Here is a 26,449-nt window from a genome sequence, read left to right as displayed (position 1 = left end):
CCCGAGGGCCTCTATGGCTGCGGTGGAATGGGGTAGGGCAAGGTGATCGGCGGTGCGTCCTGCAGTTGCCGCGAAGACTGCGCCATCAGATAACCGATGATCTGCGCCGAACTCAGCTCGATATGCAACAGGTCTTGATCGCCAAACCACTCGTTGGGCCAGAAGATCAGGTCCGAGGCATTGGCCTCGGGGAAGTTGGTTTCCAGGAGGTTCAGGGCGTAGTCCGTATCAGACTCCGTGCCTTCGCACTGGCAGATGAAATCCGCCACGGCGCAGGCCTCGGCGAAGCTCAGGTCGTCAACGTAGCGTTCCTGATGAAAGGCGGTGCGCAGAAAGTTCGCCGCGCTGGTATGGCTGTGCATATCGCGAAATTCGTGGAACTCGAAAGGCCGGCCGGCGTGGCTGTTCCACTGCTGGATCAGCGCACTGATCTCGGGGCTTTCCCGTTCCTGATTGTCCCAGATCCGGTCGAGGATCTGCTTGAGCAAGTCCTTCATCAGCGCCCGTATTTTTGGCGTCGCGGGGGTTGGTTTCAGCCGTTCCGGCATGGCCATGTGTGTCTCCCTGATTGTCATTGCGTTTGTAGGAGCCGGCTTGCCGGCGAAGGTGTCAGCAAGATCGCCACCAAAGCTTCCAACCAGCCACTCTGATTTGCGCTTAACGATTTTCTTGTCTCTTTCCCGTACCCGATGCACCCGAGTGAGAACTTTGCCTTCCTCTGCTTCAAATAAACCTGGGTCATCCGCGGTACTTGAATCGATAGGGTATCCGCCCGCCGGTGTCCTTTAGCCCGCTCTGAAAGCTATGGTGTCCGTCCTTTGGGCGAGTCGGTGAAACAGAGTGGCTCGGCTACTCACCTGGTACACCGGAGCACGCTAAACCTAGGTCAGATTCAACCCGCCGTCTGAGAGGAGTATCTCGCCGGTTAAGTAGTCCGACTCGACCAGCATGACAACAGCTTTTGCGATGTCGTCTGGGCTAGCGGCCCTGCGCATAGGGGCGCGAGTTCGCCACAACTCTTGGGCACCCGTCCACTCTGCGGTCATAGGCGTGTCGACCAAGCCAGGCGCCACAGCGTTTACGCGAATGTCTGGCCCCAGCGATAACGCGAGCAAGCGGGTCATGTGATTAAGCGCGGCTTTGCTGACCGCATAGGGAATCGATGCACCTTTAGGACGAATACCAGCATGCGAACTGATGTTTACGACGCAACCTGCTCGTCGGCAACGGGCGGCATCGCGCAATGCCGACTCGGCCAATGTGACGAGGTGGAACGGCGCCACGACATTCACCTCGTTAAGTTCGTGCCACACCGTCGAGTTGGCCGAGGCAAGGTCGCCGTGGGGAATCACTTTGCTAATACCGGCGTTATTGACCAATACGTCGAGCTGCCCCCACGCGGCGATCGCCTCGTTAATAAGCCTGACCCTGTCAGCTTCGACAGCAAGATCAGCTTGCACGTAAATAGCCTGCTTCATTTCGGCAGCCATAGCGCGTCCTGTATCCGCAGAACTTCGTGAGTGGAGCACCACCGCATAGCCTGCCCGGCTTAGTACACGTGCAATGGCTGCGCCGATACCGGAAGTGGATCCTGTAACCAACGCGACGCGTAATACGTTATCGATTGTCGGATTGGGGTTCATATGGATTTCTCTAATGGGTTGCTGGAAAGCCAGCACCGGAGCACCAAGCGGGCATGGTCGGTGTCAGGCGATCAGGATGGGCAGGTATCCACTTTCAAATCAGGTTGGTGCCTACCGGGCAAACCGTCGCGGTAAAGGAGATACAGGTTCACGGCAAGAACGAGCTCGTCGCGGCTGCAAGCAGGGGTGGATTGATTGCGGGTAGGTGCAGGGGGCATGCGGGAGCTGTCCGTAGGTTTCCCGATTTGCTGTTCGAAACAGCGTAAGAGGTCGTAAGGATATTCTTTTCCCAACTGGTTTGGGAGTTCAGCAGTGGGACAGCTAGGGCTGGAAAGCAACAACGTACTGCTGCTGATTCATGCCCCGGGGATGCTACAGCCCAAGGTGATCGAAGACGCCGTCGGCCTCGCCGACCTGCTGCCCACCGTGGCCGGCATGGCCGGGATGCCCTTCACCAATGGCGCCATGGGGCGGGATATTCAGCAGCCAGCGCCGGAGGGGGAGCGGGTGGTGCCGCTGGTATTGAGGGAAGGGACCTTTCCGGTGATTGGCGGCGTGACCAAGGATTTTCTATTGCATATGCAGCATGACGGCAGTGGCGCGACCTTGCATGACCTAGCATCAAACACTCCGCGTGAGGATATGGCGCAGGAGCATCCGCAGGAGTTTGAACGGTTGCTGGAGTTGACCCGGGGGATGCATGAGGGGGCGCGGTTGATGTTGTATCGCAACGTTCGCTGACACCGCACAGCCATAGGTTGGCGCCGGCCCGTGTAGGAGCTGGCTTGCCAGCGAAGGCGGCCGTAAGACCGCCTGAGCTCTATTCAACAGACAGCCAGTTCAGGTCTGAAGCTGCTGGTGGTTAGGCGTTTGAGCGCTATATCAAGCGCCTGATCGTCGAACAGCCTGTTCTTGCGAGCAGCAGAAGTTAGATGGGGACGGGGTAAATCAGGCTTATTTTTAAATACATATCTGTCTCCCCACGTGTCCTCCCAGGCCAGTGCTGCGTGACATTATCCGCGCCTTCGGCGCATGGACAGCTGCGTTGGGTGCCTGATACCTTATCGAAAGGTAATACCTTTAGATAACAAGGGTTCGGCAATGGCCACTTCTATCAAGATTGATGACGAGCTGAAAAAGCGCATTCAGCATCTGGCGGGACTGCGTCAACGTTCGTCCCACTGGATTATGCGCGAAGCAATAGCGCAGTACGTCGAGCGCGAGGAAGCCCGTGAGGGCTTCAAACAAGAAGCCTTGGCGTCTTGGGCGGCGTATCAGGAAACGGGTCGGCATCTGACCGGCGAAGAAACTCGGGCCTGGCTCAATACCTGGGGTACCGAGGCTGAGGCGGAGCTGCCTAAGTGCCACGATTGATGCTCACCGAAGGTGCTGCGCAAGGGTTGGAGCGTTGTCGCCAGTTTCTAGTCGAGAAAGGCCCGCTGATCGCTCAACGAGCTGCCCAAGTGATTGAGCGTCAAATCGCTCGACTGGAGGAAGACCCAGAAATCGGTCGTCCCTTTCCAGAACTGCCGGAGCTGCGCGAGCTGATCATCGAGTTCGGTGATTCGGGTTATGTCGCGCTTTATCGGTATGAGCGTGCGGACGATGCTGTTTACATACTTGCCTTTCGGCATCAGAAAGAAGCCGGTTACTGAGTTTTAGTCGCAGCTGTTTAGCGCTTCAGTCAGATGGCAACGGGGTAAGTCACGCCTTACCCCGTTTTCTCCTTCCTCAGCTTTGCTGAATGTTTTCTGCCGGTCTATTGGCATCCAGCAACGAATCCACCACCGCTCTAGCCATCTCTACCGAATGGATCATCGACCAAATCAACCCACGCTCCACACCGCTGGCGCGCTCGGTGATTTCATCGCTGACCTGTACCGCACAGTCCAGCAGCAACGACACATGCACCAACGCTTCTTCGGCATTGATGCCGGGGCGGACACTGAACATCGATTGATGACCTACGGACGTAGGCACGGTGTCTTGCAGGTTACTCAGGATCGAAGTCTCAGCGTTACTCGCCGCCAAGGCCAAGCGAATGCGCTGGGTGTCGATATCGTGTTCGGGGGTTCTGAATTGTCCAGGTAAGGACAGGGGCGGATCGGGAACGAGCTTTTTCATGGTGCATCTCCAATGTGAATGGAGCTGCCAGCGATCGCTGCTAAACGAAGGAGTGGCAGCTGTACGCAGGTTAGCAGACCGGTCACATTGGAAACCGGCGCACCCGAAGGTGCCCTGCGCACAGCTACCATAAAAAGCAGAAGAAAAACTCTGCCAACAGGTGACGTCGATGCGCCCAATGTGATGAATCGAGCTGCTAAACCCGATCACTGATATGCAGTGATGAACCGAGCCTAGCCAGCCGAAGTATCAGGCGCAAGCGGGTTGGATTCTCTAGGAAAAGTCGCTCAATAGAAAGGGACTAGCCTTACGCGGAGTTGTAAATAGAGTGCTGATCTTGCGCCAGTCGAGTTGAGTCAAGCTGAGGAATCGCTATTGAGCGACAACAAAACGCCATCCAACCCTTGCACTTGATCCAATCGTCAGGTATCAGCTCTACGCACCAAAGGTCATCCGCCGAGTTAGATGACTCAAAGAGCACATACGTATCGGTTAGTTGCGCTAGCAAGAACCAGCTCGATAGTGGCTCTGAACAACAAACAGGGAGAAACACCAATGGCCGTATGGCTGGTCCGGGCAGGATCTGCAGGCGAGTTTGAGGACAAGTTCATCAGCGAGCGCCGCGTCTATGTGACGTGGGATGGGCTGAATGTCGACTTGAGCACCCTCAAGAGTCGCGAACAAGTCCAGGCAGAGTTGTCGGTACGATACCCAGAGTCGAAGCCGAAAACGCTGCAGAATTGGAGCAGCCAGATTTGGCCCTTCGCTCAACGTATGCAAGCTGGAGATTTGGTCATACTGCCGCTCAAAACCCAGCCGGTGGTTTATATCGGCAAACTTGTCGAGGGCTATCAGTTCTCCAGCGCTGGCCCTGATCCATTCTTTCATTGGCGAGCGGTTGAGTGGATTGGCGAAGCAATCCCTCGTTCCAATTTCTCCCAAGACCTGCTCTACAGCTTCGGCGCGTTTATGACCATTTGCCGCATTCAGCGTAATAACGCAGAAGAACGCATTCGTTCCATGGCCAGCCACAATTGGCAGCCCGAGACGTTGCAGCAGTTGGTGTGTGATACCGCTACTGCATCGGATGAGGTGGCTGTTGAAGAAGCCGAAACGGATCTAGAACGTACAGGTAAAGACCATATCGTTCGACTGATTGAGCGACGTTTTAAAGGGCACCGGCTGACCACCCTGGTGGCGGCGATACTGCGTGCACAAGGCTTCAGTGTCTGGCAAAGCCCCGAAGGCGCCGATGGCGGCGTTGATATTTTGGCCAGTAACGGCGTGATGGGCTTTGGCGGGCAAGCCATCTGCGTTGAAGTGAAGTCGGGCACGGGTTTGGTTGATCGACCAACTGTCGACAAACTGCTAGGTGCGATGAGTAAGTTCAATGCTGGTCAGGGGCTATTCGTGGCGTGGGGTGGTTATCGCTCGAATGTACAAAAAGAGCTGGCGTCGAGTTTCTTCCGCCTGCGCTTATGGAACCAGGACGATCTGCTGGAACAGCTGTTTATGTATTACGACCGGCTGGATGAGGGGATCAAATCAGAGTTGCCGTTGAAGCGGGTTTGGACGGCGGCGCTGTCGGAAGAAATTTGATGGGCTAGAGAAAGCGGGCGTGTGAATAGGTTTTAAATGATTTATCCATTTGATAAATATGGCCCGTAGTTTCTTAGTCTGTTCGGTAGGCTCTAGCCAGATGGCAGGTACTGGATGGAAAGTGGGGGTGGATATGAGGTCCGGCCAACAAGAATTATGTCGACGGTGGTAGGTATCTCCTGGCATGGAAGTGTGCGTTCCTCTTCCATGCCCACGAATGGCTCTGAGCTTTTAAGCTGCTGCACTGCGTTTGATTGCAACGATCACGGAAATGATCGCATTGGCATCCGCATCGCCAAACGCACCGTCTAATCCCTCGTGGTGCAGCGCGGTAAAAGGCGGCTCATATAGTTGACCAGCGTCCATCACGCCCTGCCGGGTTAGACGCTCGATGATCATTTCAACAAACCGAATCTGCTGACTGCTGTAGCGGTTCTCGTCGAGGAATTGACCGAAAGCCTCTTTTGCGGCATTGCGATCCAAGCCTACCAATGCTCGGATCAGCAGTGTCAGCGGTTGGTCAGTGCCGTAGCACTGCTCGAACTGCTCGCGACTCTGAACCGGTTCCGACTCGTAGACAAAATGCTCCAGCTCGCTCAGATCGCTCGGCGTTAGCGGCCGGTTAAACTTGAGCTTGGCGATGGCCACATGGTTCTCATTGCTACGGATATAGGCTTCAACCTTTTTCTTGTACTGTTCCAGGTTGATGCCGGTATTGAAATCCTTAAGGTTGACTACAGTCGCTTCACCAATCTCGTCGCTCAGCACGCTATAAACGGGGTTGCTCGGACGGCGTTCGATGAACTTTATCAGCTCACGCATCTTGCGCCGCATTTGCTCAAGCATCGGCAAGCGGATGTCCTGCCAGTACTCTTCGGTTTGCACATCCTGAAGCAACGCAACTTCAGCATGCACTGCCGGAATACTCTCCATCACTTCTAACTGGCTGGCCAACTCGACCACCTTGTCACGATACGTCACGAAGTCGCTGGTCGAGCGAAGTAATGCCAACTGCAAATTCAGGCACAGCAGATCGAACAACTTAGCGGTGATGTGCTCAGGAGCGCGCTCACTTGGCAAGCCGGCGACATGACTGCGCAGATCACTCAACGCTGCATCATCCAGCGCATTCCAAACTTCACGCTCGGCAAAGTGGGTCACGTGCTCTAGCTCGGTACGGACGATGAAGTTGTCTTTATTCATCGTCGCGACTTCGCCGTGCAACTCATTGGTTAACTCAGTGCGCAGCTCGACAAAGGCATCGTACTGGCCTCTGATTTCCGTCAGATCACCAGGCGTGGGAACGGCCTTCGGGGCTAACAACGACAGCAAATCCAGCCGCGCTTTGAACAAACGCTTACCCAACGGCTCGGCCATACCTCCCAGTGCGCCCTTGGGGTTTTCGTTGAAGTATTCGAAGTTTGCGCAGAAATCGAAAATGGCGAACTCGCGCTTGTGCACGCCCGGCGCAAACAGATCCGGGCACAGTCGCGTGCCGCGACCAATCATCTGCAAAAACTTAACCTTTGAGCGGACGGCCTTGAAGAACACCAAATTCAAAACCTGGGGCACATCAATTCCGGTGTCGAGCATATCCACTGAGATGGCAATCTGCGGCAGCTTGTTGAGCTTGCTGCTGAAGTCATCAATCAAGGTTTGCGCATAACTCACCGCATGGGTGATAACTCGCGCAAACTCCCCATTAAAGTGCGGGTAATGATGATTGAAGCGCCGGGCGATAAATTCGGCGTGCTTTTGGTTCACTGCAAAAATAATGGTCTTGCCGAGCTTGTCTCCACCCTCCACGGTCAGGCCATTTTGCATCAAGTGTTTTAGCATCAGGTCAACGGTTGGCTCGTTGAATAGCTGCTTGTTGACCTCAGACGCTAGCACCTCGGTAGGTGCATCACCTTCGGCACTGTAATCGCCCCAATCCAGCGACTCCCAGTGCGCTTTCTCATCATCGCTGAGCTGGTTGTAACGGATGCCTTCGCGGACAAACTTGATCGGCACCGAATATGCCTTGGGTGGCACTAGATAACCGTCATCCACCGCCTCATTCAGACCGTAGGCATCGGTCGGTACGCCGGTTTCCAGGCCGAACAGGTGATAGGTATCGCGATCGACTTCATCACGCGGAGTGGCAGTCAGGCCCACTAGATAACTGTCGAAATAACGGAAAATTGCGCCGTACTTCTGGTACACACTGCGGTGTGCCTCGTCGATCACAATCAGGTCAAAGTGGCCAACGCCGTATTTGCGACGGTCACCCTCCATCTGTTCGATCAAGCCCATCATGGTCGGATAGGTGCACAAATACACCCGGCCCTGGCCGTTCTTGTCGGTAACCAGATTGACCGGACTGGAGTCCGGTAGGAACTCCTTAAAGGCATTTGCGGCTTGTTTTACCAGGGCTACCCGGTCAGCGAGAAACAGCACGCGCTTAACCCAGTTGCTTCGCATCAACAATTCGATCAAGGCAATCGACATCCGCGTCTTGCCAGTGCCGGTGGCCATGGTTAGCAAGCCGGCACGGCGGCCCTGACTCAGTGATTCGGTCATCGCTCGAATCGCCCGGTGTTGATACGCCCGCTCAACAATCTCGCTATTGATCGGCAGTTCGCGCAAGTCGGTTTGCAGGCTGCGCCGCTGAATCGCCAACTCCAGCTCATCGCGGGTATAAAAACCCTGTACTTCGCGTGGCGGCGCACGGCGGTCGTCCCACAGCCAGGTGTGGTTACCGTTGCTGTAGAAAATCAGCGGCCGCTGGCCCTTCTCGGCTTCCAGGCAATCGGCGTACAACTTGGCTTGCTGCTGCCCCACGTCCGGGTCTTTCAGGCTGCGCTTGGCCTCCACCACAGCCAACGGTTTGCCGTTGGCACCCCACAGCACGTAATCGACAAAACCTTCGCCTTGCCCGTTGGGCATGCCGCTCACTGGCACTTCGGCGTCAGCGTTTTTGCCCAACTCCCAACCGGCCTCACGCAGCAACACATCGATAAACAGACGACGGGTGTCGGCCTCATCGTAATCATGGTTATCTGGCACAGCGATATTGGTCGCCTTGGCCTGGGCCAGCGCCGCACGTGTGGCGACCAGTTCGGCATCCAGTCGCGCCAACAGCGACTCGCGCTCACTTAGGCTTGCGGCTTGCTCGGCAATCGCCGCCTCGCGGGCTTCAAGGGTGCCGTGTTGGGCTGCAATCTGCTCCTGGAATTTGGCTTCCTGCTTTTTCAGTTCCGCACGAGTAAAGGCGACGGCCTCATTCATGCTAACGAGCTGAGGCACACGTTTTTCGTCAAACGCAGCATCGATACTTTTTGGGTCGCTGGCGCGGGTATAAGTGCGTGCCAGCCAGAACAACACGTGAAACAGCTCGCGTACCAGCCTCATCGCATCGCTGTAGCCAATCGCTTGATTGGAATGCACCGCCTGATTGCCAAACTTCTGAATCAAACGCGTCTTTTGATGAATTTGCGGGGGCAGCAGGCGAACGAACTCCACCTGAGTCAGCAGCAGATTAAGGCCGTTGTCGTAAGGCATGCGCAGGTCGCGGTCATGCTCGTACAGCCAATGCACCGCCTGCTCCAGTGCATGGCGGGTACGCATGCAACAGGCACGCGGGTCGGAATACACCAGTTGCTCCGCGCCTTTGGCCGGCTCAAACAGTGCTTTAAACTCGGGGATGAGAAATCCAAAGTTGCTCATATCAACCGGCTGCCTTCTGTGAGTCCATCTCGTCAAGGTGCTGGCGCACGCTGCCGATTGATTCCTGAATTTTGCGGGTAAAGCTGGATGGTTCACGGTAGGTCATTACCAACCGATCGATCGCACGGGTCATGGCCACATACAGTAGGCGTGCCTCGTCGGCCTCGTCTTCGCCCTTTTTCGGCATGTCTCCCAGACTGGGAATCAGCACCAGGCCGAATTCAAGGCCCTTGCTAGAGTGCATGCTGACAATCTTGACTGCATCTTCGCTGCCATACAACGCGCTACGGCCCTTGGCCGATTGGCCCGAGGCAAAGGCGATACCGGCCTCACTCAAGGCCCGTTCAATGCGTTGGGCCTGGGCGGTACTGCGATAGATCACTGCCATGTCATCCAGCGCGCGGCCCCGACCTTGCTCGTCGCGGATGCGTTCGACGATGCAGTTGTATTCCTGCCAATCGGATTCACAACGTAGCAGCTCGGGGAACGCGCCCCGACGGCCAGCGCTTTGTGGCGCGACAATTGGCACGCCATCCTCAGCGGCATCGCGGGCGGTCAGCAGCTCGATGGCAAACGCTCGTGCCACCGACAACACCTCAACGGTATTGCGGTAGTTCAATCGCAAGATGGTAGTGCGCCCCTGTGCCTGAATACCGACGCTGGCGAAGCTGAAATCCATGCCACTTTTCCCGCTCTTACCGCGGTAGATAGACTGTGCATCGTCATACAGTACCAGCAGCGAATTGCTCTCGGGGTCGATCATCTGCACCACCAGCTTGAACCATTCCGGCTGGAAGTCATGGCCCTCGTCGATCAGCACCGCCGCGTATTGAGCGCGTGGAATTTGCCCGCGGTCGACACCGTCGATGGTGTTCTCAACCATCTGCGCCATCTTCACGTTGATCGACAAATTCTGTGCCGGACGATCGACGTTAAAAGCGGTGAGCATGTCCGAGCACCAGGCATGAAAATTACGCACCTTGACCTTATCGCTCAGGCCGCGCTCGGCCAGTACTTGTTGCAAGCGGCCAGCCAGGGATTTGTTGTAACAGAGCACTAATACCGGCTTACTCGACACCTGCGCCAGGTGCGCGCAGCGATAGCCGAGGATCATGGTCTTGCCGGAACCAGCAGCGCCGTGAATCACCCGATGGCCCTCACCCAGCGAGCGCGCCAGTTGCTCCTGCTGCAAGTCCATGACTTTGATTAACGTTGGGAGGGGAGCGTGCTGTTCTGCGAACAAACCGAACTGTCCAGGCACCGCGTTCACCCGCACCTCGGGGTACAGGTGATAGCGTACGCGGTCGATCTGGGGCAGGCTCAACTGGCAAGGGAAAATATGCTGGAACATATTCCAGAGTCTTTGTTGGAAGACTTCGGGATCAACTGTCTCGGTTACTTCGTCTTGAAACAGTACCTGTTGCGGGTTCAGCACCTCGGCCAGGTTAGTCCCCTCAAATTGCTTGCGGGTAATCGCGGTCATTACCACACCCCAGCCGAAGGGCATGATCAGATTGCCAGCATATGGAGAACCGGCGGGCTGTTTCAGCGCTGGGTCCCTCTGCAACATCATCACCACTTCCATGGCATATGCCCGTGCCTGCAGCATGGGGTTCTTCAGCGTTTTGAGTAGCCCGTCGGCATAAATTTTCGCTTGGTTGCGATCCATGCTCTGAATGGTATCGAGCTTCCAGTCCTTGACCTCCAGTACCAGTAACCCGCGCAACGGATGCAGCAGGACAAAGTCGGGCTGCAGGGCTTTCGGCCCGACCGGGATATTGAACCAGCACAGGTAGTCGTCTTCGAGCTTCCTCTCCAGGCGCTCGGCGAGGCGGCGCTCGCCAGGGGTGTCGAAGCGGCAGGTGGTGCGGGAGGGGAAGAATTGAGCCATTTGGATTGCCTGTTCCTTGGCGTGCCGGAGCACTGGTTAGTGGCGGATTCTAGTTAGTAGGGTGGATGACGCCTTTTTCATCCGCCGTGACGCCCCCCCGGTGAAGCGTGATCCACCCTACTGGCTAGTTTATAACTTCCCTGAAAACGCTCGATGCTGCAGAGAGAAAAATAAACGATCAGTCGCCTCAATAGATTTTGCCCAAGACGTGGAAAGATCATTGATACTTCTGGTTACCACTTTCGCATAAGTTTCCTGAAACTCAATATCAGGAACGAAAACAGATAATTTTTTGAGTTTCGATACATTTATCCCTGGCATGATAGCCCCCGAACTCATTACCTCCAGCTGGCTTTTAACCAAAGGGCTAATCCGGAATTGATCACGCAGAAATATTGGATTGCAAATTTTTCTATCAACTCGAAAACGTAAAAGATCAGAATGCATAACTCCTGGAGGTGCATCATCTGGATATATGGCACATTTCCCTACCGTTCCTTTTCGCGTCATGACCAAATCACCAGACTCAATACTGTATTGAGAGAGTTTTGAGGCTTTTTCCTCTGATAGATACTCATGAGTCGCCACCTGAAAGTTGACATTCACATGTTTTATGCCCCACAAAGGAACACCTTCGCTCGCTTGATACTCTGCCTGAGCTAACTGCGTTCCAAATGGACCACACTTAATATCATCTCGAGTCCGACAAAGGTCTTCACAAGTGGCCATGCGCCAGCCCTTCGGATTCGTCACTGGGTCGCCAAACATCTCAAGAAATACCGATTGCAGCAGTTGATCGAGCTTGGTGATGGCTTCGCGGCGTTTGGCGCGCAGCGCGTCGGCCTTGTCCAGAATCGCCACGATACGGCGTTGTTCGGGGAGTGCAGGGAGCGGAACAGGTAGCTCGGCAAGCCTACCAAATGAAATTGCAGCCCGCCGGTGTACAGATCCTTTCGCAAATGCTGGGTAAGCTGAAAGAGCCTGTGGTGACTTCAAAAAGCGCTCAAGGTAGTTAGCGTTTGCTTTAGTTTCGTCGACACTAAATACCGTATACATCGGACTTATTAGTGAGGCTTCAGGGCAAACCCCAATAGAGCCCTCATCCAAATGTATAGTTGCATAGGCCAGTTCACCCGCAGCAACCATCTTGTACCCTTTAGTGTCTCGACTGAACACCTGCTTTCTGAAGTATTCAAGGCTTGGAACAAATCCTTGATGCTTAGTTACTGAGTAAACGGGAAGGTTCGCCTCTGAAGCAGCCCTTCTGCTTACCTCTTTGGCGAAATCGCCCAGTCGAGTGAAATTGGCTGAGGTCACGACAACATCCCCTCCAACTCATCCATCCCTCGCATAATCTCCGCCTCCAGCGTCTTTAATTCAGCCAGAATTTTCTGTGGCGCTTCGTGCTGCACTTCCTCGTACACCACTTCCTTGTAGCGGTTGATCGACAGGTCATAGTCGTTGCCGACGATCTCGGCCTTGGGCACCAGAAAGCTTTGCGCGGAGCGGTCGAGGCCGGCGCTGGTGTTTCGCTTGTGCCAGCGGTCGAGGACGTCGGGCAGGTTGTTGCACTCGTGCTTGCTCGCATCGAGCTCGTTGCGCTTGTCGTCCAGCGAGAAGCCGTCAGCCTGCATGTTGTAGAACCAGACGTGGTTGGTGCCGCCGGAGTTGGTTTTGGTGAATAGCAGAATGGCGGTGGACACTCCGGCATAGGGGCGGAACACACCCGACGGCATGGAGACGATGCCGTCCAGCTTGTGTTCTTCCACCAACATCTTGCGCAGCGTTTTGTGCGCCTTGCTGGAGCCGAACAGTACGCCGTCCGGCACGATCACCGCCGCGCGGCCGCCGGCCTTCATAAGGCGCAGGAACAGGGCGAGAAACAACAGCTCGGTCTTTTTGGTTTTAACGATTTGCTGCAAATCCTTGGCGCAGGCCTCGTAGTCCAGGCTGCCGGCAAACGGCGGGTTGGCCAGAATCAAGCTGAATTGGCCTTCGACGCCAGCATGGCCTTCGCTGAGCGAGTCACGGTTTTCAATCGCCGGGTTTTCCACGCCGTGCAGCAGCATGTTCATCGAGCCGACGCGCAGCATCGTGCTGTCGAAGTCGAAGCCGTGAAAAGTGTCGTGGTTAAAGCGCTTGGTGCTGGCCGCGTCCTGGTACAACTCGTGGCTGTGGTGAGTATTGAGATACTCGGCAGCCGCCACCAGAAAACCTGCGGTGCCGCAGGCCGGGTCACAAATGGTGTCCGACGGTTTGGGCGCCATCATCTCGACTATCAATTTGATGATGTGCCGGGGTGTACGGAACTGACCGTTCTGCCCAGCACTGGCGATTTTTCCGAGCATGTATTCGTAGAGGTCGCCCTTGGTGTCGCGGTCTTCCATGGGGATGGCGTCGAGCATGTCCACCACCTTGGCCAGCAACGCCGGATTGGGGATGGTAAAGCGCGCATCCTTCATATGCGCGGCGTAGGTGGACTCGCCATCCTCTCCACCCAGCGACTTGATAAAAGGGAATACTTCGTCGGCAATCAGCGTGTACAAACTGGCCGGATCACCCAGTGCCTTGAACGCCGTCCAGCGCAAATGCGCCTGGTTGGGGCTGAAAATCGGATTATCAATAGGCTGCCCGATACGTGCGGCCTTACGCTCTTTAACCGTCTGCAACTCGTCGAGGCGTTTGATAAACAGCAGATAGGTCATCTGTTCGATGACTTCCATGGGGTTGGAAATACCGCCGCTCCAGAACGCATTCCAGATCTGGTCAACTTGGGATTTAATGGCGCCTGTGATCACTATGGATTACCTGAATTAGGGTTTACTGCCCAAGCAACATTGTGGGCAATGGCCGAACCGGAAAACTCCGGCCTGACAAAGTGCGCGCAGTGTAACGATTCGAGAGTGAGGCTGTCAGGTACAGCCGTGTAGACCATTGCTGCCACAGGCGCGGACCGGTGAATGCTTAGCGTGTTTGAACGGCATCACTGGCCCGCGCTTCATTGAAAGCAGATGTTCATTCGATATTGAGCAGCGGCTAGCCCAGCGTTTGGGTGTGGGGCAAAGATGGCGTTTTATGTGCGGCCCGTATTGTGCTTGGCTTTCAGGCATTAAAAAGCCGGCTTATGGCCGGCTTCCTTAGCGTTTAAATCATTCGCTAAACGCCCTTGTCTCCATCACCCCCAACACATCCCGCACATCCTGCAGCAATAACCTGGCGGTATTGGTCACCGTGCCCATGTCCTTATCACTCGCATCACGCAACGTAATGCAGGCCATCAGATTCAGAAAGTCGAGCGCAGTCACCAAGCGCTCACTCGCACACGCATGCAAATCCATCAACGGCGCCTGGCTGTCGACAAACAGCACCGGCCCATCGCTGGCGATTGGGGTCATGGGAATAAATCGTTCGGATAAATCTTGAGTATTCATGGTGTCGTTTCTTCCAAGAAAATGAAAAATCGCCACCTGTTGCTGCGAATCAACTAGGTGGCAGCTGTACGCGGGTTCGCAGACCGAGGAAAGAAACAAACCCGGCAGACCCGAAGGTCTCCCACGCACAGCTGCCATAAACGAAACGCAGGCGAAGTTTGCCTGAGTTGGCAGTGACTGTGTTGCTTGAATCTTTCTGTTGGGCTGCGAAACCCTGTCGCTGACAAAATTCAGCGAACGAGAAAACTATAGGGACAGGGCAGATCCCGGACAATGGCGCTTCTGTAGGAGCGGTCTCTATTGCGAGTAAGGACCGGCTGAACTCTCCAGGGAGTTCATATCCGCTGTGCCTGACACTGGCTGTATGGGCCTTTCAGCTTGGTGATCAGCAGCAGATTGTGGCCCCACGGCAATTGTCCAACAGCCTGTTGGACCATTTCAGATTCTGGCCAGGCCTCGGTAAAACCATCTGAGCTTCAATCGATTTTGCTATCCTGCCCCCCTTTTCCCCACCGCAAGGAACGCAGGCATGACCCAGCCCATTGGCAGCAGTCCACAAACAAGGGCTGGCCAACAGCGTCACCTGCCACACCTCCTTGCCCCAGCCCTCCTGCTCGGCCTCGGGCTAATCACCCCAACCGCCCAAGCCAACCCCACCACCACCTACCGCGGCGCCCTCGGCGACACCCCGGTTGAACTGGCGCTCACCTACGATTCCCAATACGGCGGCGGTATGTCCGGCTACTGGTTTTCCGAATCCGAGCGCCTGCCCATGGCGTTGGAATCCACCCCTTTCCATCCCGGCTCCGCGCTGTTGATTAACATCATGGACAACCCGACCCTGCCGGCGACGGCGGTGTCGTTGCAGCCGTTCGCCGAGGGGGCGGATGCGTTGCAGGGCAGTCTGGTGGATTTGCGCACGGGCACGCAGCAGCCGTTGCAGTTGCAGCGGGTGACGCGTTTTGGCGGCAGTCAGCGGGAGGCGTTTGAGGGGGAGTTGTTGCAGCCGGTGTTCGATCGGGATTTCTATTTCAGTGTGCATGCCGCGCGCAAGGCCGGGGAGGAGGTCGGGCAGGTGGACAGTATCCGGGTGATCAGTCGTAACACCGGGAGGCAGGTGCAGGAGATTCGTGGGCAGTGGTGCCTGTCGCCGGTGGGCATCAAGACCCTGACCTTTGGCCATTTCCAGGAAGGGGCACGCATGGATTTCCGGGCCCAGAGCTATCGCCTGACGGAGGCGGATGGCCGGCAGTGGTGTTCGCCCACTCAGTATTACCTGTTCAACCGCGAAGGCCGGGAATACCTGCGCCATCCGCAGATGGAGCAGTTCGCGGCGGACGGTGATCTGCGCTTTTCCCCCATTGGCCAGATGGAATTCAGCAAGCAGGACTTCATCAATTACGACCAGCGCACTCGGCGTTGGGATTATTACCGGGTGATCAGCCCTGAGCGTCTGGAATATCTGTCGTCGGGCGAGGAGCGTTTCTGATGCGCGGGTTTGATCTTGCTCGGGGGCTGGTGGTGCTGGTGTTGGCGCTGTGGCTGTTGCCGGCGCAGGCGTCCCATGGGGTGTATGAGGGGACCTTGGGCAAGCAGGCGATTGTCTTGACCCTGGGCAGCCAGAATGCGGTCTACCAGGGCACCTATGCCTATCAGCGCTATCGCACGCCGATCCGCCTCAAGCCGACCTTCAGCTACAGCAACAAGACGCTGGCCATGGATGAGCTGGACGAGCAGGGCTTGCCGGTGGCACGTCTGCAGTTCAATGACTTGCTGAACTCTCGCCAGCAGGAGCAGGTGCGCGGCACCTGGACCAGTTATCGCACGGGCAAGACCTTGCCCATTGCGCTGAAGCTGGTGGGCCTGGTGGATTCGGATCGTTCGTGGCCGCAGCCGGTCACCACGCTGTTGCAGAGTGCTTCCACCAAACGCTGGTATTTCCAGGTGCCGATGCCGGGCAATGATCAGCGGATCACGACGGTGGAGGTGATGGACAAGGCCAGTGGCAAGTTGTTGCAGAGCCTCGCTGTTGCGGCGCCGGGGTGTCGCAACCTGGGGGTGGATACCTTGCAGGTGCAGGCTGAGGGGGAGCAGCTGCGGATTGGCTTTCAGGACTGCAAGTTGCCGGGGTTTGCGTGGAATGCGGGCAGTGGGCGCTTTGAGCCGTTGCCCTGAGGCAGGGGATGGAAGCGCTGGGTAACAGAACAAGGATCAGGTGTTGAACGTGGAAACTGTGGAGCCCCGTATGGATGACCAGCAAGCCCCTGTGCTGATTCAGGTGTACATGGCCGATGACGATGGCGCCGTTCGCGAGGAGTTGCTGGCGCGGCGCATCGATGAGGATATTTACGAGTTGCTCTCCTCACCGGGCCTGGCGCAAAACCTGGCGCGGGGCGATATCGTTTCCATCCGCAATCCCGATGCGCCGGCGCAAGTGCTGAAGCGCGGCGGGAATTTCTGCATTCAGATCTATGCCGATTACATTGATCCTACGGTGATCAGTGCGCTTGAAAACGAGGTCGCTGGTGAACTGAGCGGAACCCTGGATGGGCTGTTCGAGGGGAGCCTGTCATTCGCTGTTCCTGCAAGGAATGGCATGGACCGTATCAATGCGGTGTTCGATCGCTTCCGCGAGCAAACCGGGATTGAGTGGTACTACGCCAATGTCTATAAAAACCTCGACGACGATGAGGACGAGACGCTGTTGAACTGGTGGTTGGACTGCTGATCTTTCCCGGGGCCTGGGCATGCCACCCAACAAACCGACCAAGTAAGCGACCAAGTCAGCACCCGGTAGTGCTCCAGCGGCCGTTCTGTGGTGTGGGCCTGCATGGGCGTGGGGGAGCGCTAATTGTCCAACAGCGTGTTGGACGATTGAGACTTTTACACTGGCATTGGAAAGAGGCGGGCCGACCTTTTGTTTGCTCAATCGTTGGGTGTGCTTTTTACCGGCGAGGGCGTGCTTGAGGACGTCTTCGCCGGCAAGCCGGCTCCTACGGTGGATGTAGGAAGGGTCTGTCTTTTCTGTAAGGCGGGCTGGAGGCGCTGATTGCGCTGCTGTTCTGTGGGATAACCATCAGCGCAACCCTGGACGTACTGATCGATACCAGGGCGTATCCCACGCAGAGAGGTCGTAGCCATGGGCCAGGAAATGCGGTTGTTTCAGGAGGACTTGCTTAAGGCGGTTGCCGATATGAACGCCGGTAAGGCTGTGCGCTCAGTGACGCTGTCCGTGGCGACTCGTCGCCAAGGATGGGCGGGAGACGCGCAAGGTGTGTTTGTCGAGATTTTGATGGCTGGCCTGTGCCGGCGCTGCAGTTTTTCCGGCAAGCCACAACGCCCGGGATTTCGTGGGCGTTGTAGCCGCTGCCGCAGGCTGCGATCGACCCCGTAGGGGCCGTCTGCCTTAGAAGTTCACCGAAGCACTCAACCGCGCCGTCAACGGCGCGCCCTGGAACAGGTAGTCGTCGCCCATGTATTCCCCGGCGTCGCGCCAGTAGCGCTTGTCGAAGAGGTTGTCCACGGTCAGGCGGAACACGGTGTCGTAGCCATCAATTCGAGTGCTGTAGCGGCTGCCGATGTTGAAGATGGCGTAGGCGCCGGTGGCGACGTTGCCCTGGCGGTCGGCGTATTGGCTGCCGCTGTATTGCATGCCGCCCAGCAGGGCCAGGCCGTCGAGCCAGGGCAGGGCGTAGTCGCCCTGCAGGCTGGCTCGCAGGCGGGGGACGTTGAGGGTTTGGTGGCCTTCGTAGGCCGGGGTGCCGGTGCCTTCGACCCGGGAGCGAATCGCCGCGACGCTGGCGGCAATCTGCAGGCGCTGGGTGGCCCAGCCGTTGGCGGAGAGCTCCAGGCCGGTGTTCTTTTGCTGGCCCTGCTGGACGTAGGTGAAACCGCCGGAGGCATCGGGGCGCGAGTACTGGTAGGCCTGGCGCATCTGGAACAGGGCGGCGGTAAAGCTCATGCGTTGCCAGTCGTACTTGATCCCGGCTTCGATCTGCCGGGAGACGGTGGGGGCGAGGGTCTCGCCATTGTTGCTGGCGAACCAGGGGGCCTGGCCACCCAGGCTCAGGCCCTTGCTGTATTGGGTGTACAGCGAAATGTTGTTGATCGGTTTGTAGATCAGCGCGGCCTGGGGCAGGAATACATAGCGCTGGGTGTGGCGATCGCGCACGCCGCCCTTGTCGAAGCTCTCTTCGTCGAGGCGTACTTCGTGCCCGCCGAGAACGGTCTGCCACTGTTCGTTGAAGCTGATGCGGTCGCTGAGGAACAGGCCGTATTGGCGGCTGTCGAGGCGTTTGTGGGTGTCGTTGAGGGCGCCGTCGTAGCGCTTGAAGTTCTCCGGCTCGCTCTGGATATTGCCCGTGCCAATCCATTGATTGATGGACTCGCGCCGGTCCACCACACGGCGAAACGCACTGGTCCCCACGCTCAACTCATGGCCCAGGCCCGCTGCGTCGAAGCGGCCATTGAGCAGCGCCTGCACCTCATCGTTGCGCCGGGTGTCGTCGGGGCTGCGGAAGTCGTAGATGTCGTAGTTGCCTTCGGGGCTGAAGTAGTTGCCGTTGGCATTGATGCAGCCGGTGGTGCAGCCGCCCCAGGCAAACGAACTGTAGTCATCGATCACCACCTTGCTGCGCGACGCACTGAGGTTGCCCTTCCAGTCATCGTTGAAGCGGTACTCGAAATTGCCGCCGATGTTCAGCGACTCATTGGTCACCGGCTTGGAGCCGCTCTGGTGTCCCAGGAGCTTTTTCGGCGAGGCGTGGTGGGGCAGGCTGGAGCCGCCCAGCAATTGATAGCCCGGTGCCGAGCGCTGCTGCTTGTTCTGGTATTCGATGTCCAGTTGCAGCAGGGCATCGGGGCTGATGTTCCAGTCGAAGGCCAGGGAGGCGAAGTCGCGCTGGCCGTTGGTGTGCTCGACGTAGGAGTGCAGGTCTTCATGGGCCAGGTTGGCGCGCAGGCCGAACTGTTGTTCGCTGCCGAACCAGCCGCCCACGTCGGTGGCCAGGTAACCGCTGCCGCGATCGTCGGTGGAGACGGTGACCGAGCGGATATCCGTGGGCCGCTTGGTCACGTAGTTGATCAAGCCACCCGGCTCGCTGACCCCGCTTTGCAGGCCGGAAAGGCCCTTGAGCAATTCCACCCGCTGCTTGTTTTCCAGGGCGACGTTCTGCTCGCCGGTGATGGTGCGGTTGTTGATCTTGTAGCTGCTGGCGGCATTCAGCGAGAAGCCGCGCACCTCGAAGTTTTCGTAATAGCCCACCGGCGCGTAGCTCTGGCCCACCGAGGCATCGTTCTTCAGCACGTCGCTGAGCAGGCGGGCCTGCTGGTCGAGGATCATGTCTTCATTGATCACGCTGATGGAGGCCGGGGTATCCAGCAAGGGCGCTTCGCTGAAACCACCCACCGAGGCGCTGTCGACGCGATAGCCGTAGGGCTGTTCGCCGCTGACGGTCTGGGTCGGCAACTGGGTGCCCGCGGCGTTGGCCACGGCGCTGCTACCGGCCAGCAGCAGGCCCAGGGTCAGGCGGTTGAGGGGCAAAGCTGAGCTGCAGGTGCGCGCGGGGGCAGTCGGGTGAATCGGGCTCATGAACAATCCTAGAAGGCGACGCGGCCCCATGGCAGAAGCCGGGGGAGGTTCCTGGGAAGGCTAGGAGCGTCGACCTGCGTGTGTAGTGAGGAACAGCGGGGGAGCCCTGCGGGCATCAGGCCAGGGCCTGGCGGTTGCCGCTGGGTACTGTCGGGCAAGCGCCATCATACAAGCTGCAGCGAGGGGGTAAAGGCGGAAGAGGCAGAAGAGCGCGTGGCGGGAATGGCCGCTTCAAGTCCTTGCGTAACACGGCGGTGGGCAATCCTGCTCGGGCTCCGGGTGGCCCATCTGCAGGCACTTGATCCGCTCCTCCATGGAATCGACCTTGCGCAGCAGCAGGCTGATGAGTTTCTCATTCATCTCACGGGTTTCATCGACGACCAGGGACTTTTCCAGGCGATCGACGATTTCATTGTTCATGCTGCGGTTTTCTCGTTTGGCAATGTGTTTGAGCTGGTTGTGCAGGTCGCCTGGGAGACGAACGATGAACTTTTGCAGGGAGGAGCACATAGCGGACCTCAGAGTCATGCCAAAGAGCAGCATCATAAGAATGAGGCAGGCTTGCTTGCTTCAAGAAAATTCTTAAAAGAATGAAAAAAACGGCGCTTTTTCATTAGAAAAGTTCTGATTCGCACCAGAACCGGCCTCTAATCCGATTAAAAAGCGGACCTGATCCAGGTCCGCTTTTCACCGGGGTCGTTCAGCCTATGACGTGGCCTCCGAGCCTCAACGGCGATCCAGCCACACCGTCTGCGCATTGCAGAATTCGCGTACGCCAAAGTGCGACAGCTCGCGCCCGAAGCCGCTTTTTTTCACTCCGCCGAAGGTCACCCGGGGGTCGCTGGCGCTGTAGCCGTTGATGAACACGCCGCCGGTCTCCAGATCGTCGGTCATCTGCCGGGCCCGTTCCAGGTCCTGGGTGAAGATCGTGGCGGTGAGGCCGAACTCGCTGTCGTTGGCCAGTTCCAGGGCGTGCTGCGCATCCCGGGCGCTGATGATGGCGGCCACCGGGCCGAACAGTTCCTGCCTGAAGGCGGTCATCTGCTCGGTGACGTTGGCCAGCACCGTGGGTTGGTAATAGTTGCCGGCGCCTTCGACCTTGTCGCCGCCCAGCAGCAGGGTGGCGCCTTCGGCCAGGGTGGCCTGGACTTGCTGGTGCAGTTCGTCGCGCAGGTCGAAGCGGGCCATGGGGCCGAGGTAGGTGTCGCTGGCCAGCGGGTCGCCCATGACCAGGGCGCGGGTGGCTTCGACGAATTTGCGGGTGAACTCCGCGACCACCCCTTGCTCGATGACCAGGCGCTTGGCGGCGGCGCAGACCTGGCCGGTGTTCTGGTAGCGGCCGATCACCGCGGCCTTGACCGCTTCGTCCAGATCAGCGTCGTTAAGCACGATAAAGGGATCGGAGCCGCCCAGTTCCAGTACGCATTTCTTCAGCGCGGCGCCGGCCTGGGCGCCGATGGCGATGCCGGCGCGCACGCTGCCGGTGAGGGTCACGGCGGCGATGCGGCGGTCGGCGATGGCGCTGGATACGCCGTCCGGGGTGACGTTGAGCACCTCAAACACCCCTTCAGGGAAACCGGCGCGCTGCATGGCGTCCAGCAGCAGGTAGGCGCTGCCCATGACGTTCGGGGCGTGCTTGAGCACGTAGGTATTGCCCGCCAGCAGCGCCGGCACCGCGCCGCGCAGCACCTGCCAGATCGGGAAGTTCCACGGCATCACCGCGAGGATCGGGCCCAGTGGCCGGTACTCGATGCGTGCCTTGTTGTTTTCCACCAGGGTCGCTTCCGGGGCCAGCATGGCCGGGCCGTGCTCGGCGTACCACAGGCACAGCTGGGCGCATTTTTCGATTTCGCCCCGGGCCTGGGGCAGGGGCTTGCCCATTTCCAGGCTGATCATGCGCGCCATGGCCTCGCTGTTGTCCCGCAGGGCCTGGGCCAGTGCGTTCAGGCGGCTGGCGCGCTCGGCGATGCTCTGGCGTTTCCACTGGGCGAAACCAGCGGCGGCACGGCTCAGCGCGGCGTCCTGCTCAGCCTCGGACTGGTAGGGGTAGGCGCCGATCTGCTCGCCAGTGGCGGGGTTGATCGACAAGGCGTGGGTGTGGCTGGAAACAAGGCTCATGGCACCGTCCTGCTCGGGTGGGAATGGCAGCAGGTTACGGCGCTGGATATTTGCTGAAAACTGAATAATATTGAGCAAGTCGTTCACGTTTGGAGAATGCTGTGGATCTGGTCCAGCTGGAAATTTTCAAGGCCGTTGCCGAGCAGGGCAGCATCAGCGCCGCCGCGCAACTGATCCACCGGGTGCCGTCGAACCTGACCACCAGGATCAAGCAACTGGAGCAGGACCTGGGGGTGGAGCTGTTTATCCGCGAGAAGAGCCGCATGCGCCTGTCCCCCGCCGGCTGGAATTTCCTCGACTACGCCCGGCGCATTCTCGACCTGGTGGCCGAGGCGCGTCTGACCGTGGCCGGCGAGGAACCCCAGGGCCCGTTCGCCCTGGGCTCGCTGGAAAGCACGGCGGCGGTGCGCATCCCGGCGCTGCTCGCGGCCTACAACCAGCAGTACGCCAAGGTGGAACTGGACCTGTCCACCGGCCCCTCCGGGACCATGATCGACGGCGTGCTGTCTGGCCGCCTGGTGGCCGCCTTCGTCGACGGCCCGGTGCGCCACCCGGCCCTGGAAGGGCTGCCGGTGTTCGAGGAGGAAATGGTGCTGATCGCCCCGCTGGGCCATGCGCCGATTACCCGGGCGCGGGAGGTCAACGGCGAAAGCATCTACGCCTTTCGCGCCAACTGCTCCTACCGTCATCACTTCGAAAGCTGGTTCACCCAGGACGCCGCGGTGCCGGGCAAGATCCATGAAATGGAGTCCTACCACGGCATGCTGGCCTGCGTCAGCGCCGGCGCCGGGCTGGCGCTGATGCCCCGCAGCATGCTGGAAAGCATGCCCGGCTGCGCTACGGTCAGCGTCTGGCCGTTGTCGCCACGCTTTCGCTTCCTGCGCACCTGGCTGGTCTGGCGGCGCGGCACCGTGTCCCAGAGTTTGAGCAGTTTTGTGAAGCTGCTGGAGGAGCGGGGGGCGGTGCTGGCTGAGGGGTGAATGGACCTCCCGGCCGCGTTCGATGGTTGCGTGGGTGCGATTTGTGTAGGCTTTTCGACCTTTGCCTAGCCCCTGGAAGTGAGTCATGACCGATCAGCTTTGCCTTGTATTCGTGCCCGCGTTGGTGGCGTTGCTGCTGAATGCCGAAAGCGCCAAGGGCACGCCCCTGACCGAGGCCGAAGTGCTGGAGATTCGTGATAACGCCGCCTGTATCGCGTTGCCGGTGGCCGTGGCGCTGAGCATGGAAAACCAGCGGGGTTACCGCGATCTGGTGGCCGAGGACTGCTGGGAACAGTGGCAACAGTTTAGGAGCGAGGCGCAAGCCTGAGTGGCGGCCTTGGCGTGATCTCGTGAGTTTGTCGGGGGCGTTGGCAGTGGCTGGGAGCGGCTTCTCAGCGCCTGCTCAAGGCCAATCGAGCGGCAAACAGTACGAAGATCATCCCTGTGGTGCGGTCCATCCACTGGATCACCTTTTCCCGCTGCAGCACACCGGCCAGGGGCCGGGTGGCGGCGATCAGCAGTAGCGACCAGACCAGCCCCAGCACCACGTGAATGCTCACCAGGCCGAAGGTCCAGGCCACCAACGGCTGGCCCAGGGGAATGAACTGCGGCAGAAAGGACACGTAGAACACTCCCACCTTGGGGTTGAGCACATTGCCCAGCATGCCCTTGAGAAACCAGTTGGTGCCGGGGTCGCTGTTCGCGCCTGTGGAAGCAAACGAGTGGCGCGGGCGCAGCAGCATGTTCAGTCCCAGCCAGGCGAGGTAGGCGGCGCCGCAGTACTTCAACAGGTTGAAGGCCAGTTCCGACACCGCGATCAAGGCCCCCAGGCCGAAGGCCACAGCCGCGCCCCAGATCAGGCAGCCGGCATTGATGCCCAACGCCGCGCGCAGCGCCTGCCGCCGGCCTTCCACCGTGGCGGTGCGCAGCACCAGGGCAGTGTCCAGGCCCGGGGTCAGGGTCAGCAGCGTGGCGGCCAGGGTGAAGGCCAGGAGATTTTCAGTGATGGACATGGGGCAGGGTTTCAAGCTTTGGGGGTGGCGAACGTTAGCACAGCCGTGGAGTGCCGATGCGCGCCACGGGTGCGGGTGATCACGGAAGGGGCGGTGAATCTGTAGGAGCGAACTTGCTCGCGATGATTTCCAACGCGCCGCAGCTTCCCTGCCAGTGCGCGTTATCGTTGACGTCCTTCGCGAGCAAGCTCGCGCCTACAAGGGCGGGTCAATAGGGGCCGCGGGGTTCAGGAATGCCCAGCTGCTGTTGCCGGGCGTCGAGCTGTTTGTCTACGGCGCGTTTGCCACTGATGAGCTTGAGGTGCTGCACGCTGGGCGGCAGTTGGCTGTCGATCAGTGTCAGTGCATCCAGCTGAGGAGCCTTGATGATGCGCAGGTCAGCGATGTTCGAGGTTTTCAGGCCGCTGAGTTCCCCCAGGGTCTTGAGGTTGATCAGGCTCATCTTGCGCAACTGCGACGCTCCGCCAAGGTCCAGTTGGCTCAGTTGCGCCTGGTCCTCGATTTTCAGCGCTTCCAGCTGTGGAAAGCCGTCCAGGTCCAGGCGATTGAGGCCGCGCACCCGCATGATCTCCAGCTCCTTGACCTGCGGGTTGCGCAGCTCCGGCATCTGCTCGCGGCTGCCGAAGGTCACCGAGAGGCTGCGCAGGCCGCTCATGCCGGCGACCATCCCCAGGGGCGTCTTGGCCGGCATGCGGTGCAGGTCCAGGTGGCTGATGCTCGGGCACTGGCTCAGTACGTCCAGGTGATGGCTTTGCACGCTGAGGGACAGGGTGTGCAGCTCGGCCATGGTGGCCAGGGGCGCGAGGTCTATGGCCGGGCCTTTGTCCAGGGACAGGCGCAGTGTTCGCAACCACCTCAAGTTGGGCAGGGCCAGGAGGCCCGGCAGGTCGGCGCTGATGACTTGCAGGGCGAAATCCTTGAGCTTGTGCAGGCTGCCAATGGTTTCGAAGTGTTCCAGCGTGTCCAGGCAATCCAGGCTCAGGGAGTGGGCATTGGGCAGGGCGAGCAAGGTCCGGCCGTCAAACGCGCTGCCCGGATAGTGGCTGTAGAAACGCACGTTGAGGCGCTCGCCGTAGTGGGCGCAGAGGGTGTCGAGTGAGTTCAGCAGCTGCGCGTCATATTGCGCGCCACGCTCGAACTGGACGATGACCCGGGCCTGTGGGTCGGCTTCCAGATGAGCCTGGACCTTGAGTGTCAGGTCTTCCCGGGTCGGGGCATGAATTCGGTGGGGAAACATCAGCGGTCCTTGATGATTTTCGCCGCGGCATCATGCCATTGCGCAATCCTCGCTGCCAGGCAGCCAAGGTTACGGGTCGACTTGCCCCATCAGCTCGGCCACCGATTCCGGGCGCTTGGCGTAGCGCTGGGCCAGCACCGCGCAGACCATCAGCTGGATCTGGTGGAACAGCATCAGGGGCAGAATCAGCACGCCCATGGTGCTGCCGGCGAACAGCACCTGGGCCATGGGCACGCCGGTGGCCAGGCTTTTTTTCGAGCCGCAGAAGAGGATGGTGATGCGGTCTTCCTGGTCGAAGCCGAACAGCTTGCCGAGAAAGCTCGACGCCAGCAGCACCAGGGCCAGGAGGATGCAGCAGGCCACCACCAGGCCGGCCAGTTCCCACAGCGGGATCTGGTGCCAGATGCCTTCGTTCACCGCTTCGCTGAAGGCGCCGTAGACCACCAGCAGGATCGAGCCCTGGTCGACGAAGCGCAGCCAGTTCTTGTTGCGCCCGACCCAGGCGCCGATCCAGCGTCGGGCGATCTGCCCGGCGATAAAGGGCAGCAGCAACTGCACGCTGATCTTGAGGATGGCGTCCAGGGTCGAGCCGCCTTCGCCGTGCACGTTCAGCAGCAGGGTGACCAGGAGCGGGGTGAGGAAGATCCCGAACAGGCTCGACGCCGCAGCGCTGCAGATGGCTGCCGGGATGTTGCCCCGGGCCAGGGAGGTGAAGGCGATCGCCGATTGCACCGTGGCCGGCAGGGCGCACAGATACAGCATGCCCATGTACAGGTCGTTGCCCACCAGCGGTGACAGCAGCGGCTTGAGCGCCAGGCCCAACACGGGAAAGAGGATGAAGGTCAGGCTGAACACCAACAGGTGCAGGCGCCAGTGGCCGGCCCCGGCAATGATCGCCTCGCGCGACAGCTTGGCGCCGTGGAGGAAGAACAGCAGGCCGATGGCGATGTTGGTCAGCCAGCCGAAACCTATGGCCACCTGGCCGCTGGCCGGCAGGAAACTGGCCAGTAGCACCACGCCGATCAGGGTCAGGGTGAAGTTGTCGGGCAAAAGACGCGAGCGAGTCATAGCGGGATCATCCGGGGGTTGCCAAATGCAGTGGGGCGACTCTAACG

Annotated in this window: 22 protein-coding genes and 1 pseudogene; 9 read left to right on the top strand and 14 right to left on the bottom strand. The window is 58.9% G+C overall.

Annotated elements, in window-relative coordinates:
- Positions 1 to 11: 11 nt before the first annotated feature.
- Together ABCR88_RS21405 and ABCR88_RS21400 are read right to left on the bottom strand one after the other, a co-directional pair.
- Positions 12 to 554 carry a hypothetical protein gene (locus ABCR88_RS21405; protein ID WP_350403513.1) on the bottom strand — a complete coding sequence of 181 codons (543 nt, stop codon included), beginning with the start codon at positions 552 to 554 and terminating at the stop codon, positions 12 to 14.
- A gap of 327 nt (positions 555 to 881) precedes the next feature.
- The gene (locus tag ABCR88_RS21400) at positions 882 to 1,643 is read right to left on the bottom strand and encodes an SDR family oxidoreductase (protein WP_350403512.1); all 762 of its coding nucleotides are present in this window, start codon (positions 1,641 to 1,643) and stop codon (positions 882 to 884) included.
- A 318-nt stretch (positions 1,644 to 1,961) separates the two neighbouring features.
- On the opposite strand from ABCR88_RS21400, the pseudogene ABCR88_RS21395 reads away from it, so the two are divergent.
- The 3 genes and pseudogenes from ABCR88_RS21395 to ABCR88_RS21385 form a co-directional block, all read left to right on the top strand.
- Positions 1,962 to 2,384: pseudogene (locus tag ABCR88_RS21395) on the top strand (sulfatase); the annotation flags it as partial.
- 360 nt (positions 2,385 to 2,744) lie between these two features.
- On the top strand, positions 2,745 to 3,017 hold the full coding sequence (locus ABCR88_RS21390) for a CopG family ribbon-helix-helix protein (RefSeq protein ID WP_102864761.1): 273 nt from the start codon (positions 2,745 to 2,747) through the stop codon (positions 3,015 to 3,017).
- A complete protein-coding gene (locus ABCR88_RS21385) occupies positions 3,017 to 3,298 on the top strand; it encodes a type II toxin-antitoxin system RelE/ParE family toxin (protein ID WP_350403511.1) in 282 nt (93 codons plus the stop codon). Before ABCR88_RS21390 ends, ABCR88_RS21385 begins: the two co-directional genes overlap by 1 nt.
- Before the next feature lie 76 nt (positions 3,299 to 3,374).
- Here ABCR88_RS21385 and ABCR88_RS21380 read toward each other — a convergent pair whose 3' ends face one another.
- On the bottom strand, positions 3,375 to 3,767 hold the full coding sequence (locus ABCR88_RS21380; protein WP_350403510.1) for a DUF3077 domain-containing protein: 393 nt from the start codon (positions 3,765 to 3,767) through the stop codon (positions 3,375 to 3,377).
- A gap of 555 nt (positions 3,768 to 4,322) precedes the next feature.
- On the opposite strand from ABCR88_RS21380, the gene ABCR88_RS21375 reads away from it, so the two are divergent.
- Positions 4,323 to 5,366, top strand: coding sequence for a restriction endonuclease (locus ABCR88_RS21375; RefSeq protein ID WP_350403507.1), 1,044 nt, complete (start codon positions 4,323 to 4,325; stop codon positions 5,364 to 5,366).
- 231 nt (positions 5,367 to 5,597) lie between these two features.
- Here ABCR88_RS21375 and ABCR88_RS21370 read toward each other — a convergent pair whose 3' ends face one another.
- From ABCR88_RS21370 to ABCR88_RS21350, 5 genes are all read right to left on the bottom strand, one after another.
- Complete coding sequence (locus ABCR88_RS21370; protein ID WP_350403506.1) at positions 5,598 to 9,074, bottom strand: DEAD/DEAH box helicase family protein; 3,477 nt, start codon at positions 9,072 to 9,074, stop codon at positions 5,598 to 5,600.
- A gap of 1 nt (position 9,075) precedes the next feature.
- A complete protein-coding gene (locus ABCR88_RS21365; RefSeq protein WP_350403503.1) occupies positions 9,076 to 10,965 on the bottom strand; it encodes a 3'-5' exonuclease in 1,890 nt (629 codons plus the stop codon).
- Positions 10,966 to 11,094: 129 nt separating this feature from the next.
- Entirely contained in the window at positions 11,095 to 12,282 is a 1,188-nt protein-coding gene (locus ABCR88_RS21360; RefSeq protein WP_338807457.1) for a restriction endonuclease subunit S, read from the bottom strand.
- Positions 12,279 to 13,763: a class I SAM-dependent DNA methyltransferase gene (locus tag ABCR88_RS21355; RefSeq protein ID WP_338807458.1), complete on the bottom strand. Its 1,485-nt coding sequence runs from the start codon at positions 13,761 to 13,763 to the stop codon at positions 12,279 to 12,281. The genes ABCR88_RS21360 and ABCR88_RS21355 overlap by 4 nt, the downstream gene beginning before the upstream one ends.
- A 351-nt stretch (positions 13,764 to 14,114) precedes the next feature.
- Complete coding sequence (locus ABCR88_RS21350) at positions 14,115 to 14,396, bottom strand: fructose-bisphosphate aldolase (RefSeq protein WP_350403501.1); 282 nt, start codon at positions 14,394 to 14,396, stop codon at positions 14,115 to 14,117.
- Between the two features lie 529 nt (positions 14,397 to 14,925).
- On the opposite strand from ABCR88_RS21350, the gene ABCR88_RS21345 reads away from it, so the two are divergent.
- From ABCR88_RS21345 to ABCR88_RS21335, 3 genes are all read left to right on the top strand, one after another.
- The gene (locus tag ABCR88_RS21345; RefSeq protein ID WP_350403499.1) at positions 14,926 to 15,885 is read left to right on the top strand and encodes a hypothetical protein; all 960 of its coding nucleotides are present in this window, start codon (positions 14,926 to 14,928) and stop codon (positions 15,883 to 15,885) included.
- Positions 15,885 to 16,571 carry a hypothetical protein gene (locus ABCR88_RS21340; RefSeq protein WP_350403496.1) on the top strand — a complete coding sequence of 229 codons (687 nt, stop codon included), beginning with the start codon at positions 15,885 to 15,887 and terminating at the stop codon, positions 16,569 to 16,571. Before ABCR88_RS21345 ends, ABCR88_RS21340 begins: the two co-directional genes overlap by 1 nt.
- A gap of 70 nt (positions 16,572 to 16,641) precedes the next feature.
- A complete protein-coding gene (locus ABCR88_RS21335; protein ID WP_350403494.1) occupies positions 16,642 to 17,124 on the top strand; it encodes a DUF4265 domain-containing protein in 483 nt (160 codons plus the stop codon).
- A gap of 678 nt (positions 17,125 to 17,802) precedes the next feature.
- Here the strand turns inward: ABCR88_RS21335 and ABCR88_RS21330 are convergent.
- From ABCR88_RS21330 to ABCR88_RS21320, 3 genes are all read right to left on the bottom strand, one after another.
- Positions 17,803 to 19,986 (bottom strand): TonB-dependent siderophore receptor, encoded by a 2,184-nt coding sequence (locus ABCR88_RS21330; RefSeq protein WP_350403492.1) that lies wholly within the window; start codon positions 19,984 to 19,986, stop codon positions 17,803 to 17,805.
- A gap of 231 nt (positions 19,987 to 20,217) precedes the next feature.
- On the bottom strand, positions 20,218 to 20,496 hold the full coding sequence (locus tag ABCR88_RS21325) for an Arc family DNA-binding protein (protein ID WP_015636244.1): 279 nt from the start codon (positions 20,494 to 20,496) through the stop codon (positions 20,218 to 20,220).
- Between the two features lie 216 nt (positions 20,497 to 20,712).
- Positions 20,713 to 22,104, bottom strand: a complete 1,392-nt coding sequence (locus ABCR88_RS21320) for an aldehyde dehydrogenase family protein (protein ID WP_350403489.1) — start codon at positions 22,102 to 22,104, stop codon at positions 20,713 to 20,715.
- Positions 22,105 to 22,205: 101 nt separating this feature from the next.
- Between ABCR88_RS21320 and ABCR88_RS21315 the strand changes: the two genes are divergently transcribed.
- Entirely contained in the window at positions 22,206 to 23,084 is an 879-nt protein-coding gene (locus ABCR88_RS21315) for a LysR family transcriptional regulator (RefSeq protein WP_041119002.1), read from the top strand.
- An 85-nt stretch (positions 23,085 to 23,169) separates the two neighbouring features.
- Positions 23,170 to 23,412 (top strand): hypothetical protein, encoded by a 243-nt coding sequence (locus tag ABCR88_RS21310; protein WP_041119000.1) that lies wholly within the window; start codon positions 23,170 to 23,172, stop codon positions 23,410 to 23,412.
- A 64-nt stretch (positions 23,413 to 23,476) separates the two neighbouring features.
- On the opposite strand, the gene ABCR88_RS21305 is transcribed toward ABCR88_RS21310, so the two are convergent.
- The 3 genes from ABCR88_RS21305 to ABCR88_RS21295 all read right to left on the bottom strand — a co-directional run bounded on the left by ABCR88_RS21305 (position 23,477) and on the right by ABCR88_RS21295 (position 26,402).
- A complete protein-coding gene (locus ABCR88_RS21305; protein WP_041118999.1) occupies positions 23,477 to 24,097 on the bottom strand; it encodes a LysE family translocator in 621 nt (206 codons plus the stop codon).
- Positions 24,098 to 24,305: 208 nt separating this feature from the next.
- Entirely contained in the window at positions 24,306 to 25,334 is a 1,029-nt protein-coding gene (locus ABCR88_RS21300; RefSeq protein ID WP_350403486.1) for a hypothetical protein, read from the bottom strand.
- Between the two features lie 69 nt (positions 25,335 to 25,403).
- Positions 25,404 to 26,402 (bottom strand): bile acid:sodium symporter family protein, encoded by a 999-nt coding sequence (locus ABCR88_RS21295; protein ID WP_041118996.1) that lies wholly within the window; start codon positions 26,400 to 26,402, stop codon positions 25,404 to 25,406.
- Positions 26,403 to 26,449 lie beyond the last annotated feature (47 nt).

The organism is Pseudomonas sp. W17 (assembly GCF_040268305.1).
Taxonomy (GTDB): Bacteria; Pseudomonadota; Gammaproteobacteria; order Pseudomonadales; family Pseudomonadaceae; genus Aquipseudomonas; species Aquipseudomonas protegens.
The sequence above is the reverse complement of the archived record's forward strand: the minus strand, read 5'-3'. Positions and strand labels throughout refer to the sequence as shown.